This is a genomic window from Dialister sp., assembly GCF_047832375.1.
In the GTDB taxonomy this organism is placed as follows: Bacteria; Bacillota; Negativicutes; order Veillonellales; family Dialisteraceae; genus Dialister.
Genome location: NZ_CP181256.1, coordinates 1,598,175 through 1,617,281, shown reverse-complemented (window position 1 = coordinate 1,617,281; position 19,107 = coordinate 1,598,175). Strand labels below are relative to the sequence as shown.

Genomic DNA, 19,107 nt, shown 5'->3' with positions numbered 1-19,107 from the left:
CTTTCCGGAAAGGTCAAAGGAATATATATTTGGGGATAATCAGTTTGGGGATGAAGAAAGCAGCCGAAGGGTAACGCGTGATGGCGAAGTGTCTCAAGGGTAACAGGCTACGCCCGAAGGGAAGGTGTGCCGCAACAATAATTATAGAGCGGCACGAGTTTTTGATACTGAAGCTATCTGCTTACGGTTGATAGAATTCTCGCGGCTGCAGGATGGAAATCTCAGGCGTCATATGGTCAGGTTTCAGACCGAATCAGTGGCGAAACCACTGACAGAAAATATAATTGGCGGCGCTTTCTAATTGTCTGCGCCGCACTTTCCCCCTGGCCGCAGGCCATTCCCCTTAATCCACCTTGCCGCAGGCATTACCCCTCAGCCACCTTTCTACCTCATATGCTATAATCATTATACAGTGTCTTTGGGAAAGACACAGTAAAGGTAAAATTTATAAGACCATCATAAAATTATATTTCACAAATATCAGTTCGAAAGAGGACAGGGGAGAGCAGTATGAAACCGATGCTTTATTTTCTTCATCACAGCGGATTTCTGGTGGAAATGGAATCCATGTTTCTTGTATTTGACTACTATCTGGATCCGGCGGGGACGGTGGAGAAACTCATGAAATCCTCGGATAAGCCCTTTTATTTTTTAGTCAGCCACGTGCACGGGGATCACTTCAATCCTGCCATTGCCGGCTTTGAGGGAAGAGCGAAGGGATACTTTCTCCATCGGGACTGCCGCCTTCTTCTCCGGAATCCATCTCTCCTCCATGAGATGGATGTGGGAGATACGGTGGCCGAAGGAAATCTCAAGGTCCACATGTATGGATCCACCGATGCCGGTGGATCGTTTATGGTGGAGGCAGAGGGCCTCACTATTTTCCATGCCGGCGATCTGAACTGGTGGCACTGGGCCGGGGAGGATGACCGGGATAACCGGGAGGCCCGGGATGAGTTCTTTTCAGAATTGTCCAAAATCCGGGAAAAGAAGGTGGACATCGCCTTTATTCCTGTAGATGCCCGGCAGCAGGTGGCCCGGGAATGGGGGGTAAAGCAGTACCTGTCCCATTTCACGGTGGACCTTCTGGTGCCCATGCATGCCTTTGGACAGCGCTGGAGCCCGTCCTATGAATTCCGCTGGCTCTATCCGGACCAGAATATCTGGATTCCTCAGGAAGAGGGAGACAGCTATGGAGGAAATACCTGATGTCCATGACCTGGATCTATATTACCCTCCTTCTTCTGGTGGGGGGATTCGTGCTGCAGATGATGCCCCTTCTTATTTATTTTCCTGCTGTATTTATTGTGAATCTCCTGATTTTTGGTATCGGCGCCTACCTGATCCGACATGACGGACGGGTAGAAGACCGGCCGAATATCCTTTTCCTTGGAGGACTGACGGTAATCAATATCCTTACGGCCCTGGATATCCTTTCCTACCATATGTCCTGGGCTGCGTTCATCGCCCTACTGGTCTGGTCCTTCTTCGGCGGGGGAAGGGGAAAATGAAAAGTGGCTGAGGGTTAATTCCTGTGGCAAGGTGGCTCAGGGGGAACGGGCTTCGCCTGAGGGGGAGGCGCGGCGCACAAATTATATAGCGCCGCGGGTTATCTATTCATTTGCTTACAGCTATCCGCTTACAGCTGACAGGGCATCAGCATCATCGTAAGATAATTGTGAGATATTCCCAAAGTATGCAGGCCATTGGAGATGAAAGTCCTGTAGAGGATTTCCAGGTTTGGCCTGAAAATAAAAGGCGCTTAGCCTGTCCATAAAAGCACCTTCCTTTTCGGACAAACGGTCCGCGGCAAAGCGCAGGATGGATCCGCCTCGAAGAGGCGTTAACTGCGAAGCAATGAGCCCAGGCCTGTGAATGGTTCATAAGGGTTGTGGGTGAACATCGCTACGCTTGTTCACCGGGTTGTAGCTTCAACGCCGCTTCGCTTGTTGAAGCTGGTGGGGGCGCTGCGCTTAAAAGGAAAGAGAGACCTCATATAACGCCGCCTCCGTCGACTTATGTACCAACGGCCCCCGCTTTGCCCCGGCAAAGCCACAACCCCACGGGGAAAGCGACTCATTGCATTCTCGATCGCCTGGCGGCTCCCTACAGCACGGCTATCAGCGACTCACAACAATTTGAGCGTCGCTTCGCTCCTCCGCTACGGCTGTCACCGACTCACGATGATTTGTGCGTCGCTAACGCTCCTTCAAATCATGTTCGCTGGTGCAACTTGCGTTCGCTGCTGTGACTGCAGTTCGCTGCGCACCGGTGAACGAGTGAAGCGATGTTCACCCACCACCTTTAGCCCCATATACACGGATGGAGTGGCAGCTGCGAAGCCACTCCATACCCATAACCCTGGCCCCAGTCCCAATTCCATACATTCTCTTGACAATAAAATGTAAAGATTTTAGAATGGAATCAGATGCTGGACCAAGTGAACATTCCTTTCATGGATTGATTCTGATTTATATAATAAAGGAAGCTGATTCCTTCGCATATTCGGATTTCGTTTTTTACCAATGCCTATCTTAAGGTGCATCCCATGCCGGCTGCGCCAGGGAACCGTGGAAAAGCGGAATAAATCGTAACGACGGTATAGCTGTATCCCGGGCTTTTTGTATACCCGGGAGGCTTTCATTGTATTGAACAGAAGAGTTTTCAATCAAAGGAAATCCATCTGCTTCGGCCTTCGCATCTCCTCATGGGGGTGCTTTTTTTATAGTATAATCCTGCATAATAACAAAAAAGAAAGAGAGAGGTGAATGATTTGACACTGGATGAAGTTTTACTCTATGTCATCGTGGGATGCATTATAGCGGCTGCCGTAGGTGCCGGAATCGGTTACATGCTTCGTAAACGGATTGCAGAAGCCCGGATCGGATCAGCAGAAGAAAAGGCAAAGCAGATTGCTGAAGATGCCAAGAAACTGCTGGACAATGCATCCAGGGAAGCGGAAACCCTGAAAAAGGAATCCATGGTACAGACCTGGGAAGAAATCCACAAACTTCGGGATGTGGTGGAACAGGAAAACAAACAGCGCCGTGATGAACTGCAGAAGTATGAAGAACGGCTGGTGCAGAAAGAAAATAACCTGGACTGGAGAAGCGGAAACCTGGAACAGCGGGAATCCCAGCTGGACAAAAAGGAAGGCCAGGTAAAAGCACAGAAAGAGAAATTGGACGGTCTCTACGAGAAACAGCAGAAGAAACTGGAAGAAATCTCCCAACTTTCCAGCGAACAGGCCAAAGATATGATTTTATCCCGGGTGGATGAAGAACTGACCCATGAAAAGGCAGTCCGCATTCGGAGTGCCTTGGAAGAAGCCAAAAATACGGCGGATACCAAGGCCAGGGAAATCATTGCTTCCGCCATTCAGAGAAATGCGGCAGATACAGTTTCCGAAACTACAGTTTCCGTGGTATCTTTGCCAAATGAAGAAATGAAAGGCCGCATTATCGGCCGGGAAGGCCGGAACATCAGAGCACTGGAAACCCTGACCGGTGTAGACCTGATTATCGATGATACGCCGGAAGCGGTTATCCTGTCTTGCTTTGATCCTATCCGCCGTGAAGTGGCGCGGCTGGCACTGGAAAGCCTCGTCAAAGATGGCCGTATCCATCCGGCACGCATTGAAGAAGTGGTGGCAAAGACAAAGAAGGACGTGGATAAGGCCATCCGGGAAGCCGGAGAACAGGCTGTCATGGAATGCGGTATCCGCGGTATCCATCCGGATCTTGTCAAAATTCTGGGCCGTCTGAAATACCGGACCAGCTACGGACAGAATGTACTGCAGCACTGCATTGATACCTCTTACTTTGCCGGCAATATGGCTGCTGAAATCGGCGCCAATGTGGATCTGGCCAAACGGGCCGGTCTCCTCCATGATATCGGCAAGGCGGTGGATCGGGAACAGGAAGGGACCCATGTGGAACTGGGTGTAGAACTGGCCCAGAAATACCATGAACCGCCGGAAGTGGTGAATGCCATCGCATCCCATCACGGCGATACGGAACCGACTTGCGTGGAATCGGTCCTCGTAGCTGCAGCCGATGCCATTTCTGCTGCCCGCCCCGGTGCCCGCAGGGAGACCTTGGAGAACTATATCAAACGGCTTACGAAGCTGGAAGACATTGCGAAATCCTTCCCCGGTGTGGATAACTGCTATGCTATCCAGGCGGGTCGTGAACTTCGGGTCATTGTAAAACCGGAAAAGATTTCCGAAGATCAGACGACTATCCTGGCCCACGATATTTCCCAGAGAATCGAGAAAGAACTCCAGTATCCGGGACAGGTCAAAGTGGTGGTCATCCGCGAAACAAGGGCTACGGACTTTGCCTAATAAATATGGTTGAACCAAAAGCTGTGAAGAAGTGGGAAACCGCTGATTCACAGCTTTTTGTATGGAAGGTTTGTCGAGCATCCCATATCCCCTTCCTCAAGCCCAGGCGAAGCCTTAGCCCCGGCCAGAGGCCGCAGCTATGCCGCAGGTAGAGCCTTGTCCGAGGGGCACAGCCCCGGCCTTGGCCCCCTTTTTCTCTCCTCCTTCCTGTGGTATGATAAACCTGTATATTTTCTGAAAGAAGGTTTTATCATGGAATCCACGGAAAAAGTGGGAGAGAAGCGGCCGAAGACGAAGAAACTGCATATCGAGTTCCTTCGGGCCCTCTGTATCTGGCTGGTCATGTTTACCCATACATCCACTGCAGGTTTCTCTTTGTATATCGCTCGTCCGGCATCCCTGTTTTATCCTTTATATCTGGCAGTGCCGTTCTGGGTGAAAACGGCGGTACCGATTTTCTTCATGATTTCCGGAGCCCTGCTCCTGGGCAGGGAAGAGCCCCTTTCCCAAATATGGAAGAAGCGGATCTGGCGGTTCCTTCAGGTGATCTTTATATTTTCTCTCATTAACTACGTGTGGTTCTACCATAACCTGCCTCTCACCATTCCCGGCCATATCGCCAAGTTCTTCACCATGCTCTATACCTCGGACCTGGCTACAGCCTATTATTTCTTATACATATATATATCTTTCCTCCTTATGCTTCCCATCTGGCGAAAGCTGGTGAAGGTGATGGGGGAGAACCTGTACCTTTATCTGATCGGTCTCAATCTTTTCTTCGTGGGCTGCATCCCGGTCATTTCCTTCCTTATTTTCAAGGGGACAGCGGAAATGAATTATTTCCTGAACCCCCTTTTGGCAGTGAGTGAACCGACATTCTATTTCCTCATGGGCTACTGGATCGAGAATGTGCTTCCTATGAGCTGGCTTACGAAGAAGAACCTTGTGAAACTGGGGTGCCTTGCCATCCTTGGTACAGCCATTGCCGGCGGCATGACCTGGTACCATGGCGTGGTGGCCGGCGGTATGACTGAAGCCATATCGGAACGGTTTTACGACTGCTTCCTCTTTCTGAACACCTCCTTCATTTTCTGTACCTGCCGCTGGTGGTTTGCCCATCACCGGGTATCGGAAAGTGCAAGAAAAGTTCTCATCTTCCTGGGCAGCATGTCCTTCGGTGTCATGCTCTTTGAAGAAATCACCAGAAACCTGACCCATATCATTTATACCCATGTCCTTCTGAAGTACCTCTATCGCATTCCTTTCATCGATGCGGTCATCTGGATCTGTATCGCCTATTGTCTCGGTATCATCATCACCTGGCTCCTGAAGAAGATACCATACTTTAATCGGCTCATATGATGGGGGAGGGCAGCGGCTGGGACTGGTGAAAAGTGGCTGAAGGGGAACGCCTTCGGCGAAGTGGCTCAGGTGGCTGAGGGGGTGGTGCGGCGCGCAAAATTTGGAAGCGTCAATTCCATTGTATGGCAGGTAGGTAATGTCCGTCAGTAGAACCGTTCTGGGGCCAAATTCCTCAAACCGTCTCTTCAACAGGTTTGCAACCACATTTCCTGTCTGCAAATCCCGCAGAATCTTTCTTCGTGGGTTCAGCTTTCTGAGAGGGCATATGAGATTGTACTTGTTCATCAGCCGTAAAACTTTCTTCCGGTTCATAATGATCGGCGGGGTCATATGCAGCAGGGTCATATGGATTTCCCGGGCCCCCTTGGGATATCCATCCATGTTGTATGCACGCAGAATGAGGTCAAAGTCCCGACGGTCTTTTTCTTCACGGGCTGCACGGAGTGGTGCGGCGTTCAGCCATGCATAGTATCCGCTGCGGGAGACACCGGCTATATTGCAGAGATCTTTGATGTTGAGCCGATTCCCCGACGCCTGCGTAGTTTCGTAGATGATTTCAAATATACTGGAGGAGTCATTCATGAGCACTGCACCTATTTTCTCGAAATCCCTACAGATGTAATTTTTTTTAAAAACTCCACCTGTTGCTGCAGGTATTCCACCCTGCTTTCGAGACGGCTTAGAGGATCTTGCCCGCTGACAGCCGCCGGGCCTTTGGAGGGGCCCGGCGGCTTGCGCCCCTCGTGGAATTCGCCGTATTTGGCGTACTCATCCTTGATGTGCTGAGTAATACTCCAAATCCTTCTCTGCCCAATGACGTCGGCTGAAAAGCCATGGTGCTTCAGAATGTCCCTTGGCAATGCGCCCTTTTGGTACTCGGCATAGAATTTTTCTTTGAAACTCTTAGGAATTGTGCACAAACAATATTTACATTTTAATTGATTAAAAGTGTAAAAAATGCTATGCTGATGCCAAGGAGGAAATCAGCATGGTTAAAGAAGTCCCTGTAGATAAAATCAATAAGATGCTTCCACTGCTTAACGAGGCGCAGAAACGAGTATATCTGGCCTCTGAAGCCGAAGCACTCGGCCACGGTGGAATTACTGCTATCAGCAAAGCCACTGGCGTATCCCGGGTAACCATAACGAATGGCATAAAAGATCTGAATTCTGAACATCCCTATTTATCTCAAGATGCACCTTCCCCTCGTATCCGAAGGGAAGGCGGCGGTCGTAAGCCCATAGAGGTTACTCAGCCGGGAATTATAGAAGCACTTGAAAGCCTTATGGAAAATTCCACTTTTGGAGATCCCCAAGGACCTTTGCGTTGGACGACAAAGAGCCTGCGTAACCTCGAAGCGGAAATGAATGCCCGTGGTTATAAGATTAAATATCGTAAAATCGGATACCTCTTGAAAGATATGGGTTACAGCCTCCAAATCAATCAAAAAATGAACCAGGTTGGAAGTCAGCACCCAGACAGGGACGCACAGTTCCGGCACATCAACGAAACTGCTGAAGAATACATGGAAAACGGGTTTCCTGTTATTTCCATAGACTGTAAGAAAAAGGAAAACATTGGAAATTTCAAAAATAGCGGAGCCGAATATGCCAAAAAAGGAAATCCGGTAAACGTTCTTGACCATGACTTTCCTCTTCCTGACAAGGGAAAAGCTGCTCCTTACGGCGTTTACGATATTGCAGCCAATGAAGGGTTTGTGAATGTGGGAGTAGGCTCAGATACTGCGCAGTTCGCAGTGAATTCGATCCGCTCCTGGTGGGATGAGATGGGTAAACCACGATATCCTGAAGCAACCCGTCTGTTAATTACGGCAGATGGTGGTGGAAGCAATGGAAGCCATAGCCGGCTTTGGAAATTTGAGCTGCAAAAATTTGCTGATGAAAGTGGCCTTGAAATCGAAGTCTGCCACTTCCCGCCCGGAACATCCAAATGGAATAAAATAGAGCATCGACTATTCAGCCAAATTACAAAGAACTGGCGAGGCCGTCCTTTGGAAACGCTTGAAATTATCGTTAATCTGATCGCTTCAACAACTACCGATAATGGGCTTGTGGTTCGGTGTAAAGCGGATACCGCAGTCTACCCTAAAGGCACTAAAGTTTCTGACAAGGAATTTGCTGGCATTAATCTGCTAAGAAATGAATTTCATCCTGATTGGAATTATGTCATCAGGCCATCATATGAATAGCTTAATAATGCACAGATCCTTAGTCAGCATCAATGTTGACCTTGTAACGCTGAAAACGTTGGGGTTCAGGATTAAATTGGCTATCTGTTTGTCGGTAAATAGTTGTTTGCTCATGTGCATCCTCCTTGAAATGATGTAGATTGAGCATACCATAGGCACCGAGGTTGTGTCTAACAGGCCGGACCATGGTTGGCGCGCCATCCAGACCTGCGTCACGCCTAAAGGCGCCTGGAGTGGGGAGGAAAACTGTGAGGACGTGTCCAAAATATGGGGGCCTCACTTTCGGACGTGTCCACTCCTCGGGATCCAGTTTAACCAACACTCCTCACTCCTCACTCCTCACTCCTTTCTCACTTCCCACTTCCCCATTCGATTTCGAAATTGCTCCCCATTCGATTTGGCAAATTTCCCCATCTTAGTGTAAAATGTTTCTCGGTAGAGGATTTCTCCCCTGCTGGATAGAAAAGGGAAGAGTCCCCTTTGATGGAAATGTTATAATTTCCTTGCGACAAAATCAAAAGAAAGGACTCTTCCCAATGAGCATTTTATCAGAGAATATCGAACTTTTCAAACCTTTTATTCAGGAGGAAATTCTCAAGAGTATCAAGGATTCCAAGGATTCACTGGCCATGGAGCAGGTTCTCTGGCACCTCTTCACGGAACTCTTTGGCCTTCTTGTGGCGACGGCCTTCGAAATGATCGATGGCGAGCTGTACGATAGGGTCTACAAGCCTCAGGGGTGGCGGATTTCCCGGCGGGATTCCAGAACCATATACTGCCTGTTTGGTCCTGTCACCTACAAGCGGAGGCGGCTGGAGATGGCCGGAAAGCAGGGATTTTACCCATTAGATAAGAAATTTGGATTTCTGCCTTCCCGTCACTATAGCATGGGAGTGATTCTGCGCATTGCCCAGGCTGCCCAGGTTACCCAGTTCCGTAATGTGAGCCATATCGTGAAAACTCTGACCCAGACGGATATTTCACATCAGACAGTTTCAAATCTCAGCCGCGCTGCCGCCCAAATGGTTAGAAAATACGAAGCAGCAGATGCAGCCATGGAGCAGGCCGAGAAGAGAGTACCGGAGGACGGGCTGCTGGCTATTGAGGGCGATGGGATTGTAATGAAGCAGCAGGCGGACCCCGTCACCGATACCAAAGGCGGCCAGAACATAGAACTTCACCGAATCCAGGTCTATGAGGGCGTCGAGAAGAATGGGAAACGTTCGAGACTGACAGGGTACCACTGCTTCTCTGGAACGGATAGGAAAAGGCTGGTTGAACTCGTCAAGGTGTGGGTGCATGGCCGGTACAATCTGAGCGAGATTACAGTACTTTCCAACGGGGATGGCGGAGCAGGATATAATTTCGGTGACTTCGACGATATAGTCGAGGGATGCAAGACACATTACCATTTCCGGGACAGATACCATGTGAATGAGAAAGTGCGGACCCGCCTCAGCTTCTGCCCACGTGGATTCATCGATAAATTCGTGCTTGAACTGAATAAGAGCAGAAATGTCATCACAGATATGAAGCCATATCTGGATGCGGCTGCCAGCTACGCAGAAACAGAAGAACAGGCCGAGCAGGTACGGAGACTGGCAGACTATCTGAGTCGCAACGCCGACTATATCCCGGGCATCCGGGAGCGCGGAATCCGAACCGATATCCACCTGGGGGCAGCTGAAAGCAACCACCGACGCTATAGCTACCGTCTGAAAAAGCAGGGGCGCAGCTGGTGCAGGATAGGTATGGATTCAATAGGCACGCTGATTACTGCTACCCAGAATGACACTTTGGAAAAAGCCCTGATTTACTGTGCTGCAGGCAAAGCCTACAAGAAGATGGACCGGCAGATGCATAAGGCGGTCGTAGCAGCCGTAAAAACGAACCGCAAAGCCGCCAGGGACGCTAAATGGCACAGGAACGCACGGAATTACCGTCCCGGGTGCCTGGAAGGCCGTATAGGCGTATATGGAGCGACTTCAACTCCGATGGGCCAGCTTGCTAAAGCGATACAGATTTATTGAGAAAGCAGAGGCTGGGAAACCTGATAACGTCGACTGTCAAATAAAGTACCGAGAAAACCTTGACACATACTTTCCCCATCTTCCCCCTTGCATGGGGGATTTCTTTTTGATACAATAAAAAAGCTTGAGTACACATGTCTGCGGATTCTGTATCTGTGCCCCCAGGGGGTGTATGCAGGAGACGAAACAGGCAGAGGTTATTAACAGGAGGTTTTATTATGTCAGTAGTATCCATGAAACAGTTGTTAGAAGCAGGCGTTCATTTCGGTCACCAGACCCGTCGCTGGAACCCGAAAATGGCTCGGTTCATTTTCACCGAACGGAACGGCATTTATATCATCGACCTGCAGAAGACTGTAAAGAAAGTTGATGAAGCTTACGCTTTCATCCGTGAAGTAGCAGAAAAGGGCGAACCCATTCTCTTCGTAGGAACCAAGAAACAGGCCCAGAATTCCGTGAAGGAAGAAGCTACCCGCTGCAACCAGTTCTACGTTAACGAACGTTGGCTCGGCGGCATGCTCACCAACTTCCGCACCATCCAGACCCGTATCAACCGTCTGAAGGAACTGGAAAAGATGTTTGAAGAAGGCACCACCGACCAGTATCCGAAGAAAGAAGTTATCCTCATGAAGCGGGAACTGGAAAAACTGGAAAAGAACCTTGGCGGTATTAAAGACATGAAGAAGCTGCCTGGCGCACTGTTCATCATTGATTCCAAGAAAGAAGAAATCGCTGTTTCCGAAGCTCACAAGCTCCACATCCCCGTTGTTGCTACCGTTGATACCAACTGCGATCCTGATGTGATCGATTTCCCGATTCCTGCCAACGATGACGCTATCCGCGCCGTAAGACTGCTCACCAGCAAGATGGCTGACGCTGTCCTCGAAGGCCGCCAGGGCCAGCAGGAAGCTGAAGCTGCTGCCGCTGAAGAAGCTGCTGCTGAAGGCGAAGAAGCTCCGGCTGAAGAAGCACAGGAAGAAGCAAAGGAATAATACATAATCATACATAAAGGATTTCCCACGGGAGTTCCCGTGGGGGACTCCTGTATTTTTTGACAAACACCTTGTTTTATGATGGAGGTCATAAGATGAAAATTACAGCTAGTATGGTAAAAGATCTGCGTACCAAAACCGGCGCCGGCATGATGGACTGCAAAAAGGCACTCGTTGAAGCTGACGGCGATATGGAAAAGGCTGTGGATATTCTCCGTGAAAAGGGACTGTCCCAGGCTGCCAAGAAAGCAAGCCGCGTAGCTGCTGAAGGTGCTGTAGTTTCTGCCATTTCCGCTGACGGCAAGACCGGCGCTCTCGTAGAAGTAAATTGCGAAACCGACTTCGTAGGCAGCAACGACGATTTCAAAGCACTGGCTTCTTCCATTGCAAACCAGATTCTTGCAACCAATCCGGCTGATGTGGAAGCTCTCCTTGCTTCCGATATGAACGGCAAGTCTGTAAAAGACACCGTTACGGAAGCAGTTGCCAAGATCGGTGAAAACATTTCCGTTCGCCGCTTTGTTCGCTACGAAAGCGCAGAAGGAAAGGTTTACAGCTACATCCATGGCGGCGGCAAGATCGGCGTTCTCGTAGAAATGAAGGGCGGCGATGACCAGCTGGGCAAGGATATTGCCATGCAGGTAGCTGCTGCTAATCCTTCTTACCTGGACCGTACCCAGGTTCCGCAGGCTGAAATCGACCATGAAAAAGAAGTTCTTGCTGTGGAAGCAAGAAACGAAGGCAAGCCGGAAAAGATCATCGAAAAGATGGTTATCGGCCGTATCAACAAGTTCTACAAGGAAGTCTGCCTTGTAGACCAGGAATTCATTAAGGATGGAGATCTCACCATTTCCAAACTGCTGAAGTCCAAGAATGCGGAAGTTCTCCGGTTCACCCGTTACCAGCTCGGTGAAGGCATTGAAAAGAAACAGGATGACCTGGCTGCAGAAGTTGCTAAACAGCTGAATCAGTAATTTACATATAAGAGGACACTATTTAGTGTTCTCTTATTTTGTAAATGGGCGAAAATTACTATATAATAGATGTGGATTATGATGAGGTCATTTTTCTTTTTTGGGGGTGTACAATGGCAGCTGAAACGAAACACTATAAAAGAGTCATGTTAAAATTATCCGGTGAAGCGCTGGCCAATGATAAGGGATTCGGTATTGATCCTGAAGTGGTTTACCGTCTTGCCCGGGAAATCAAGGAAGCCTGTGAGTCCGGCGTGGAAATCGCCGTAGTCGTTGGCGGCGGCAATATCTGGCGGGGCCTGAAGGGCAGTCAGGGCGGCATGGACCGCGCTTCGGCAGACTACATGGGTATGCTGGCTACGGTCATCAATTCGGTAGCTCTTCAGGATGCCCTGGAAAAACTGGGCGTTTCTACCCGCGTACAGACAGCAATCGAAATGCGGCAGATTGCAGAACCCTATATCCGCCGCCGCGCTATCCGTCATCTGGAAAAGGGTCGGGTCGTTATTTTTGGCGCCGGCACAGGGAATCCTTATTTCACTACTGATACCACCGCAGCTCTCCGGAGCGCGGAAATTGAAGCTGATGTGATGCTGATGGCCAAGAAACAGACCGATGGCGTCTACGATGCGGACCCCAAATACCATCCGGAAGCCAAGATGTTTACCCATCTCACTTATAATGATGTGCTGCAGAAACAGCTGGCTGTCATGGACAATACGGCCATCACCCTCTGCATGAACAATAACATTCCCATTGTCGTTTTCAATATCGACGTTCCCGGCAATATTGTAAAAGCCTGCAGGGGAGAGACCCTGGGCACTTTAATTGAAAGGAAATAATCATGTACGAAGACGAACTGAAGACCCTGTCTGAAAAAATGGATAAGTCCATTAATGCCCTGAGAAATGAATTTACCTCCATCCGTACGGGGCAGGCCAATGCAAGCCTCTTGGACCGGGTATTTGTAGAATATTACGGAACCCGTACCCCTGTGACCCAGGTGGCTTCGGTGACTGTACCGGAAGCAAGAATGCTCGTCGTCCAGCCCTGGGATAAATCGCTGCTGAAGGATATTGAAAAAGCGATTCTCCAGTCTGATCTGGGTCTGGTACCTATGAACGATGGCAACCTGATCCGCATGGCCATTCCCCAGCTTACGGAAGAACGGCGCAAGGAACTGGTAAAGATCGTAAACAAAAAGTCGGAAGAAGCCAAAGTGGCAGTCCGCAATATCCGCAGGGACGGAAATATATTCCTGAAAAAGGAAGAAAAGAATAGCGACGTATCCAAGGATGTTATCAAGGATACGGAAGATAAGATCCAGAAGCTGACGGATAAGAAAATTAAAGAAGTGGAAGCAGTAACAGACAAGAAGATTAAGGAAATCATGTCTGTATAATGACTGGAGGCCGGAAGGCTCTCGCAAAAACGCGCCGATTGGTTCCATGATTCCGATTGGCGCGTTTTCACTCGTAACCGAAAAGGTGAGGGCACTTGGCTTGGTGTCAAGGCTGGTGAGAAGTGGCTGAAGGGTAACGCCCTGCGGGCGAGATGGCTTAAAGGGAACGCCTTCGGCGAGGCGGTAACTGCGTAGCCGTTGTTCCAGGCGTGTGAATGGTTTGTAAGGGTTGTGGCTTTCACGTCGCTGCGCTCGTGAAAGCGGGTGGTGGGTTGGCATCGCTGCGCTCGCCAACCGGGTGGGGCGCTTCGCTTACAAGGAAAGGGACAGTATGTAACGCCGCCTCCGGCGGCCTATTTCCAATCGCTTACCGTATCCTATCTGTTGACGCCATCCGTATATCGTCATCTCGAGCGGTGGTCAGCATGGTAATGTCTTTGCAGCTAAGAATCGCTGAAGCTTCGATGAGTCGAGAGATCTTTCTGGTGAATGACTCTGGCGGTGTTACAAAGAAAGCGTTGAGAGTGCCGTGAATCCTCCGTACGATCACCCTAAACCTCCCCCATAGGAAGCTGCTGACGAATGGCAAAATTATGAATAATTATGTTTTGCTAATCATCTTAGCTTCGCCGTAAAAGCTGAACAGGTGGCTCTGCCACCCAATACACCCCCTTGCCCGCTTCGCGGGACTTCCCCCAAAGGGGGCAGCAAGTAACTTGGCTCCCCCTCTGGGGGAGCTGGCGCCGAAGGCGACTGAGGGGGTGCATTTCCAAATGCATGTATTTGTATAGTTATACGGCCGAAATGGTATTCGTCAGCAGCTTCCCCCATAGATGGGGGAGGTTACAACAGACATCCAACCCTCCCTCTTTAGAGGGAAAAGTAAGCGAACTGATTTCGTAGGGAGCCGAAGGTGACTGAGAATCCAGTGACACGCTTCCCTTCAGGTGGGTGGGTGGCCGCGAAGCGGCTTTCAAATAATCCGCGGCGCTATATAATTTGTGCGCCGCACCACCATTCCTAATTCCTAATTCCTAATTCCTAATTCCTAATTCCTAATTCCTAATTCCTAATTCCAGCGGCTCAGCCGCTTAAGGAGTCACCTATGTCAGATAAAAAATCCTTTCCCCAGCATGTAGCCATCATTCTCGATGGCAATGGCCGGTGGGCCCGGCAGCGGGGGAGGGAAAGAACTTTTGGCCACCAGGAAGGGGCGGCCAATGTGAAAACCATTGTCCGGGCTGCGGGCCATATGGGCATCAAAGTGCTCACGCTCTATGCCTTTTCCACGGAAAATTGGAAGCGCCCGTCCCTGGAAGTCCGTTTTCTCATGAAGCTTTTTAAAAATTACCTCATCAGCCAGCTTCGTGAGCTGGTAGCAGATAATGTACAGGTCCATATCGTAGGGGATGTGTCTGTCCTTTCCGAAGGTCTTCGTAAGGAAATCGCCGCCTGCGAAAAGGATACAGCCGCTAACGATGGTATGGTGCTGAATGTGGCCATCAATTATGGCGGCCGCATGGAACTTGTTCACGGCATGCGGGAAATCGCCAATGAAGTGAAGGAAGGGAAGCTGGATCCTTCTGCTATTACGGAAGAGACCATTACATCCCATCTGTATCCCTCCGATGCGGAAGATGTGGATCTTCTCATTCGTACCGGCGGAGAATCCAGAATCTCCAATTTCCTTATCTGGCAGATTTCCTATAGTGAACTCTACTTTACACCAGTATTGTGGCCGGACTTTACGGTGGAGGAGCTCAGAAAAGCGGTGGACTGGTTCACCGGCCGGGACCGTCGGTTTGGCGGTCTCACGGAGAAGGACCACTAAGGAGGAATTATGAAAGTTCGTGTAATTACTGCGGTAGTGGGAATTATCGCCGTCCTGGCCCTTGTATGGCTGGGTGGATGGTTCCTGACGGGAGCGGTGGCTATCGTTTCCCTCATTGCCCTTTGGGAATATGTACGGATGCTTGACCATATTTCCATTCATGTCTACAAGAAACCGGCAGCACTGGCCCTGGTCATACCCATACTGGCGGCGGGCTTCTATTCGGTGAAGATTTTTATCGCGGCCTTTTTCCTCTGCTTCTGCCTCCTTCTTTTCCTGATTCTTGCCATTAAGAAGGAAGAGATGACCAACCTCATCTATACATCCTTCGGCACGGCTTACTTCGGCATAGGCTTTGGCACCCTGGCCCTTCTCCGGGGAAGCCATGAACTTCTGCCGCCGGCTGCAGTAAACGTGGACCCCGGTATTTTCCTCATTCTTCTTGCCCTTGTCACTACCTGGGCCAGCGATTCCTTTGCCTACCTGGCCGGGAGAAGTCTGGGAAAGCACAAGATGGCGCCCCACATCAGCCCCAATAAGACGGTGGAAGGTCTCATCGGCGGGGCCATGGGCTGTGTGGTGCTGGGCATGATCCTGTCTTTTGCATTCAAGTACAACCTTACCCACGGATTTCTTCTTTCTCTTATTGCTGCTGTCATGGCACCGGTGGGGGACCTCTTTGAATCCTATATAAAACGGGCCTGTGACATCAAAGATTCCGGAAATATCCTGCCCGGACACGGTGGCATGATGGACCGCTTCGACAGCCTCCTCTTCGTGGCACCATCTTTAGCGGCGGTATTGGCGATATTGAATTGAAAGGTGGCTGAGGGGTAATGCCCTGCGGGCAAGGTGGCTGAAGGGTGACGGGCTTCGCCCGAGGGGGTGGTGCGGCGCACAGATTATATAGCGCCGCGTATTTATTCTGTTTACAGCTATCAGCTTACTGCTTACAGAGTGACAGTGTCATCGTATAGGGAATTGTCACAATGGGAGATACCCCCAAAAACATGCAGGCCCTTGGAGAAGGGCCGCGCCAAAGGCGCAGGATGGATCCGCCTCGAAGAGGCGGAATCTGTGAAACCGTTATCCCAAGCGTGCGGAAGGTTCGTAAGGGTTGTGGGTTAGTATTGCATCGCTCGCCAACCGGGTGAGGCGCTGCGAAGCGGCTGCCCCACGGTAAGCTGTAAGCGATAGCGGCCAGCCGAAATACAAAATTCGCGGCGCTTCCTGATCTTATGCGTCGCTCCATCCCCTTAGCCACCTGAGCCACTTCGCCGTCAGGCGTTACCCCTCAGCCACTTTTTACAAGCCCCATTCATCTGCTTGGGGGACAATCCCAGTCTTATAGCAAAGGAGATTCTATGAAAGAAATAGCAGTCCTGGGAAGTACAGGATCCATCGGTACCCAGACACTGGATGTCATCCGGTGCCATCCGGACCTGTTCCATGCCCAGGTGATTGCGGCAAGCCGCAGTGTAGATAAACTTCTGGCTCAGGCGGAGGAATTTCATCCGAAGGCTATTGTCATCAGTGACGAAGAGTCGGGGCAGAAATTCCGGGAGATTTACCATGGACCGGCGGAAGTCATTATCGGAAAGGATGGCCTCTGCGAAGCTGCCGTTCGGGATGATGTGGACCTGGTCCTTGTGTCCGTGGTAGGCACGGCAGGGCTCCTTCCTACCTTAAAAGCCATAGAAGCAGGAAAAGAGCTGGCCCTGGCCAATAAGGAAACTCTGGTAGCCGGTGGTGCCCTGGTACTGGAAGCGGCAAAAAAGAATCACATTCTCATCCGCCCGGTAGACAGCGAGCACAGTGCCATTTTCCAGTCCATGCTGGGGCAGGACAGGAAGGGAATCCACAAGATCCTGCTCACCGCATCCGGTGGTCCGTTCCGGGGAAAATCCCGGGAAGAGCTGGCCAAGGTCACCGTGGCCGATGCCATGAAGCATCCCACCTGGAATATGGGCATGAAAGTGACCCTTGATTCTGCCACCATGTTCAATAAGGGACTGGAAGTGATTGAAGCCCACTGGCTCTTTGATGTCGATTACGATGATATCGAAGTCATTGTGCAGCCCCAGAGCCTCATCCATTCCATGGTGGAATACAATGATGGCTCCATTATTGCCCAGCTCGGAAATCCGGACATGCGCCTTCCCATCCAGTTTGCGCTGACCTATCCCGAAAGGCTTCCATCGCCGTCCCATGAATTTGTGGACTGGAGCCGGATTGCATCTATTCTTATCGAAAAGCCGGACCTTCATGTATTCCGTTCCCTGAAGATGGCCTATGAGGCTGGGAAAGCAGGAGGCGATGAGACCGCTGCTTTCAATGCGTCCAATGAAGAAGCCATTCGCGCGTTCATTGCCGGCCGACTGTCTTTCCTTTCCATTTTTGATGTAGTAGAGGATGTGCTTGATAAATGGCAGGTTTCTCCCATTACATGCTATGAAGATGTGGTGGAAGGAGACTGGAATGCCAGGGAAATGGCGAAGGATGCTATTCGGAGGTTTTCTGTATGATATTGAGTATACTGGCACCTATCTTCGTGTTTGCGGTGATTGTCCTCATTCACGAAGGGGGCCATTTTCTTACGGCCAAGCTTACGGGCATGAAGGTGGAAGAATTCTCCGTAGGCTTCGGTCCCAAGCTGGGGTCTGTCCGGAAGGGAGAAACCGAGTATTCCCTCCGGGCTATTCCTCTGGGCGGCTTTAACCGGATTCTGGGGATGGATGCTTCCGAATCCGATGATCCCCGGGCCTTTTCCCATCGTCCTGTGTGGGCCAGGCTCCTTGTGATTTCTGCGGGTTCCATTTTTAATGTACTGCTGGCAATTGTCATTTTCTGGGGAGCCTTTATGATTTCCGGTTACCAGACCTTTCCCGATGAGCCGGTGGTAGGGGCTGTGCTGAAAGGAACGTCCGCAGACAAAGAGGGCATCTCCCCTGGGGATCGGATCCTTTCGGTGGATGGAAAAGCCGTGGGTACCTGGACGGATATCGGGAAAACCACCAGCTCTTTGGATAAGCGGATTATTCCGGTCACCATTGAGCACAATGGGGAAGAAAAGACGCTGACCATTCTTCTCCAGAACAATGAAGAAGGACGGCCGATTATCGGGATTTCACCGAAACTGGAAACCCACAAAGCCGGTTTCTTCAAGGCCATTTCCCTGAGCCTTGACCGTTGCGGTTACCTTTTAAAGATGATGGTGGTGGGACTGTACCAGATGATTTCCGGCCATGAAGCCGATGTGGCAGGCCCCATCGGCGTAGCCCGCATGAGCGCCCAGGTGGCGGATACGGGTATTCTTCCCCTGTTTCTTTTCATTGCCCTCCTCAGCCTGAATCTGGGATTCCTGAATCTTCTCCCCATTCCCCTCCTTGATGGAGGTGTGCTGGTGATGACCATCATCGAAGGTATCCGGGGAAAGGAACTGCCGGAAAAAGCGCTGTACTACATCCAGGCCGTAGGCATCAGCATCCTTCTGGGACTTTTCATCTTTGCCATGTGCAATGATATCAGTGGATTGATGAAGTGAAAAAGGGGGGGGTACTGGTCTGCGATTATGGCTCTGCCTGGAAGAGGCGGTAACTGCGGCGCAGTGAGCCCAGGCCTGTGAATGGTTCGTAAGGGTTGTGGCTTTCCCATCGCTGCGCTCGCCAACCGGGTGGGGGGCGCTTCGCTTAATAGGAAGGGAGACCTTATATAACGCCGCCTCCGGCGGCTTACTTCCAATCGCTTACCGCATCTAATTTGTTGACACTAACCATATAACGTCATCTCGAGCGGTGGTAAGCATAGTAATGTCTTTTCAGTTAATAATCGCTACAGCTTCGATGAGTCGAGAGATCTATCAGATAGTTATCTCTGACGGTGTTAAATCAGTAAATCATTGTGGGATCCGTCGGCACATCGTCAAGAGATGGGGAAGAAATCAAAAATTCTCGGCGTCATAT

General features: G+C 50.4%; 16 protein-coding genes. 14 read left to right on the top strand and 2 right to left on the bottom strand.

All coding sequences use genetic code 11. The features are described 5' to 3' along the window. Nucleotides 1-510 precede the first annotated feature (510 nt). From ACFWUL_RS06505 to ACFWUL_RS06490, 4 genes are all read left to right on the top strand, one after another. Nucleotides 511-1,209 carry an MBL fold metallo-hydrolase gene (locus ACFWUL_RS06505; protein WP_416176762.1) on the top strand — a complete coding sequence of 233 codons (699 nt, stop codon included), beginning with the start codon at nt 511-513 and terminating at the stop codon, nt 1,207-1,209. Then, entirely contained in the window at nt 1,209-1,511 is a 303-nt protein-coding gene (locus tag ACFWUL_RS06500) for a hypothetical protein (RefSeq protein WP_416176761.1), read from the top strand. Before ACFWUL_RS06505 ends, ACFWUL_RS06500 begins: the two co-directional genes overlap by 1 nt. A gap of 1,262 nt (nt 1,512-2,773) precedes the next feature. After that, nucleotides 2,774-4,345 carry a ribonuclease Y gene (gene rny / locus ACFWUL_RS06495; RefSeq protein ID WP_416178119.1) on the top strand — a complete coding sequence of 524 codons (1,572 nt, stop codon included), beginning with the start codon at nt 2,774-2,776 and terminating at the stop codon, nt 4,343-4,345. 252 nt (nt 4,346-4,597) lie between these two features. Continuing rightward, nucleotides 4,598-5,707: an acyltransferase gene (locus ACFWUL_RS06490; protein WP_416176760.1), complete on the top strand. Its 1,110-nt coding sequence runs from the start codon at nt 4,598-4,600 to the stop codon at nt 5,705-5,707. Nucleotides 5,708-6,300: 593 nt separating this feature from the next. On the opposite strand, the gene ACFWUL_RS06485 is transcribed toward ACFWUL_RS06490, so the two are convergent. Beyond that, the gene (locus tag ACFWUL_RS06485) at nt 6,301-6,627 is read right to left on the bottom strand and encodes an HTH domain-containing protein (protein WP_416176759.1); all 327 of its coding nucleotides are present in this window, start codon (nt 6,625-6,627) and stop codon (nt 6,301-6,303) included. A gap of 68 nt (nt 6,628-6,695) precedes the next feature. Here ACFWUL_RS06485 and ACFWUL_RS06480 point away from each other — a divergent pair, with 68 nt between their 5' ends. Then, a complete protein-coding gene (locus tag ACFWUL_RS06480; protein ID WP_416176758.1) occupies nt 6,696-7,916 on the top strand; it encodes an ISAzo13 family transposase in 1,221 nt (406 codons plus the stop codon). A 19-nt stretch (nt 7,917-7,935) separates the two neighbouring features. Here ACFWUL_RS06480 and ACFWUL_RS06475 read toward each other — a convergent pair whose 3' ends face one another. Further along, nucleotides 7,936-8,235 carry a hypothetical protein gene (locus tag ACFWUL_RS06475; protein WP_416176757.1) on the bottom strand — a complete coding sequence of 100 codons (300 nt, stop codon included), beginning with the start codon at nt 8,233-8,235 and terminating at the stop codon, nt 7,936-7,938. Between the two features lie 217 nt (nt 8,236-8,452). Between ACFWUL_RS06475 and ACFWUL_RS06470 the strand changes: the two genes are divergently transcribed. The 9 genes from ACFWUL_RS06470 (at nt 8,453) to rseP (ending at nt 18,689) form a co-directional block, all read left to right on the top strand. After that, complete coding sequence (locus tag ACFWUL_RS06470; protein WP_416176756.1) at nt 8,453-9,946, top strand: ISLre2 family transposase; 1,494 nt, start codon at nt 8,453-8,455, stop codon at nt 9,944-9,946. Between the two features lie 218 nt (nt 9,947-10,164). Next, a complete protein-coding gene (gene rpsB / locus ACFWUL_RS06465; protein ID WP_416176755.1) occupies nt 10,165-10,938 on the top strand; it encodes a 30S ribosomal protein S2 in 774 nt (257 codons plus the stop codon). A gap of 95 nt (nt 10,939-11,033) precedes the next feature. Continuing rightward, complete coding sequence (gene tsf, locus ACFWUL_RS06460; RefSeq protein ID WP_297020911.1) at nt 11,034-11,912, top strand: translation elongation factor Ts; 879 nt, start codon at nt 11,034-11,036, stop codon at nt 11,910-11,912. 113 nt (nt 11,913-12,025) lie between these two features. Continuing rightward, nucleotides 12,026-12,754: a UMP kinase gene (pyrH, locus tag ACFWUL_RS06455; protein ID WP_297020908.1), complete on the top strand. Its 729-nt coding sequence runs from the start codon at nt 12,026-12,028 to the stop codon at nt 12,752-12,754. Nucleotides 12,755-12,756: 2 nt separating this feature from the next. Beyond that, a complete protein-coding gene (frr, locus tag ACFWUL_RS06450; RefSeq protein WP_297020906.1) occupies nt 12,757-13,314 on the top strand; it encodes a ribosome recycling factor in 558 nt (185 codons plus the stop codon). A gap of 1,105 nt (nt 13,315-14,419) precedes the next feature. Then, on the top strand, nt 14,420-15,145 hold the full coding sequence (locus ACFWUL_RS06445; RefSeq protein ID WP_297020904.1) for an isoprenyl transferase: 726 nt from the start codon (nt 14,420-14,422) through the stop codon (nt 15,143-15,145). A gap of 9 nt (nt 15,146-15,154) precedes the next feature. Next, a complete protein-coding gene (locus ACFWUL_RS06440) occupies nt 15,155-15,964 on the top strand; it encodes a phosphatidate cytidylyltransferase (RefSeq protein ID WP_416176754.1) in 810 nt (269 codons plus the stop codon). Between the two features lie 545 nt (nt 15,965-16,509). Continuing rightward, nucleotides 16,510-17,670 carry a 1-deoxy-D-xylulose-5-phosphate reductoisomerase gene (locus ACFWUL_RS06435; RefSeq protein WP_416176753.1) on the top strand — a complete coding sequence of 387 codons (1,161 nt, stop codon included), beginning with the start codon at nt 16,510-16,512 and terminating at the stop codon, nt 17,668-17,670. After that, the gene (gene rseP / locus ACFWUL_RS06430; RefSeq protein WP_416176752.1) at nt 17,667-18,689 is read left to right on the top strand and encodes an RIP metalloprotease RseP; all 1,023 of its coding nucleotides are present in this window, start codon (nt 17,667-17,669) and stop codon (nt 18,687-18,689) included. The genes ACFWUL_RS06435 and rseP overlap by 4 nt, the downstream gene beginning before the upstream one ends. Nucleotides 18,690-19,107: the final 418 nt, after the last annotated feature.